The organism is Microvirga sp. P4_G7 (assembly GCF_056401005.1).
The window spans coordinates 1-2,283 of sequence record NZ_JBFUKD010000599.1; the positions used below are offsets into that span (position 1 = coordinate 1).

Consider the following 2,283-nt stretch of genomic DNA (forward strand, 5'->3'; position numbering starts at 1 on the left):
CCGATAAAGGCCACATCCGCGACATCCGTCGCCTGGTCCGCGTAACCAAGAGACTTCGCTGCCGCATCGGTGTCCTGGGTCCGGCCGACGATGGTCAGAATATCTCCACGATGGATCTTCGTATCGGGAAGGATCGGGATCTCCGTCGCTGTCGCGCCACGCGTGATCTTGCGCAGGAAAACGCCGTGCGCCGATGGCCATTGCGACAATTCCGTCAAGGTCATCCCATTGGCCTTGGCATTCGTGACGTAGACATCGACACCCCCCACGGGGACCGCCAACAGTTCCGGATCATCGACTTCGTCGGCACGCGGGRCTTCCGTGCCGTCGGGCAGTTTGAGCAGTCCGTCGCCGGCATCGACGATGGCCATGTTGCTCGATGCGGGTGGTGGTGAAACGAGACTGACGAGAATATCGCGCCGCCCGGCTACGGCGACGATGTCGCCCGCCTGCAGCACCATGTCCTCCGTCGCGTCCTGGATCTTGCCACCCCGCCGAACGCGTTCGACGAAGACGCGGGCTTCCGGCACGAGCGACTCCGCCTGACGTACGGTCTTACCCACGATGACTCCGCCGTCACGAATGCGAAAGGCACGCAACTCGAAACGATGCCACGCGCTGTTGGGCCCGCCCAGTTCCTTCTTACCGCCATGCTCCGCCTCGTAGCGCTTGCACTCCTCGGCGAGGTCCACGCCGAGCAGCGCGGGGCCGACGATAGCGAGGATGATCGCGGAACCAATCGTGCCGAAAATGTAGGTCACCGCGTACGCAACGGGCATGGCGTCGAGCAATTGTTTGGTCTGCTCGGCGGGAAGGCCGAGACGATTGATGGCGTCCGTTGCCAATCCCATCGATGCCGATATGGTCGTAGCGCCGGCATAGAGGCCAGCGGCCGAGCCGAGATCATAGCCCGCGATACGCGCGGCGATGTAGGCCGTGGCGAGGCAGAGCACGCAGATGACGACGGCAAAGATCGCCTGCGGCAGGCCGTCCTGTGCGATACCGCGCACGAATTGCGGGCCGACTCCGTAGCCGATCGCGAACAGGAACATCAGGAAGAAGACGGCCTTCACGGTGGGAGAGACCGTGATGCCGATCTGTCCGATGAGGATGGCAGCGAGCAGCGTTGCTGTGACTGCGCCGAGCCCGAGACCTTTGAAGGTGAACTTGCCGAAGTAATAGCCGAGGGCAAGCGACAGGAAGATCGCGATTTCCGGGTAGGTACGGAGCGTTTGGAAAAGCCATTCAATCATGGCGCAGTTCCTCGAATTGGGGCAGGAACGTCGGTGGGCGGCGAATGCGCGCTGTCGCGCAGTAAGAAAAAGCCCTGCGGAGAACGTCTCCGCAGGGCTCTATCGTTACTACTTTGCAGGTTCTTTGGCGCCCGGTGCGCCGGGTGAGAACGTCTTGTCCTTATTGGCGAACCGATAGGCTTCGACATAGACCGCCGCAACTGAACGGACGATGCGTCCGATGTCGTCATAGACGTCGTCGGGCAAGTTCGCGAAGGACACGCGAGCCGACCAGTTGGGAGCATCGAAGCCACCACCATTGAGAAGAACCAGCGAGTGATCCTGTGCAAGGCGGAACACGATGTCGAGCGGATGATAATGCTGCTTCAAGAAATCGACCACGTCCTGGCCGAGATTCCTTCCGAGCCAGTACTCGAAATCGAGGATGCCGTAATAGGCTGCATAGAGGGGTCCCGTGCCTGTCTTAGGATCGATGCCGAGTCCTTCGACCGTGGCGGCGACGCGACGGTGGCAGATCTCCATGGTCGCTTTGCGATACCGCTCCTCCTTATCCATCAACTGGAAAAGCGAGAACAGCGTCATCTGGACCTGCTGGGGCAGCGAGAGGCCGGCAGTGTGGTTGAGCGCCACGTCGCGGCTGTCGGCGACCATGCGATCGATGAATTTCATCTTCTCCGGTTCGAGCGTCAGAGACCCGTAACGAACGTTCAATTGATCCGTCACGTCCTTCGGGTGGTTCTTGATCATCTCGTCGATGATGTTGTCCTGATGGATGGCGATCACGCCGAGTCGCCATCCCGTGCAGCCGAAGTATTTCGAGAATGAGTACACGCCGATCGTATTGCGCGGAAGGTCGGCCATGAGGGAACGGAAATTGTGCACGAAAGTGCCATAGACATCGTCCGTGAGAATGAGCAGATCCGGCCGCTTTTCTTCGACGAGGCGAACGAGTTTCTTGATCCCTTCGGCAGAGATCGCGACGGAACTCGGATTGGCCGGATTGACGAGGAACAACGCCTTGACCTTCGGG

Annotated in this window: 2 protein-coding genes; both read right to left on the reverse strand. The window is 60.3% G+C overall.

Annotated elements, in window-relative coordinates; all coding sequences use genetic code 11:
- A partial coding sequence (locus AC1DT3_RS18435) for an aspartate-alanine antiporter-like transporter (protein ID WP_477466678.1) occupies positions 1 to 1,253 on the reverse strand: 1,253 nt, incomplete at its 3' end.
- Positions 1,254 to 1,361: 108 nt separating this feature from the next.
- A partial coding sequence (locus AC1DT3_RS18440; RefSeq protein ID WP_477466679.1) for a bifunctional aspartate transaminase/aspartate 4-decarboxylase occupies positions 1,362 to 2,283 on the reverse strand: 922 nt, incomplete at its 5' end.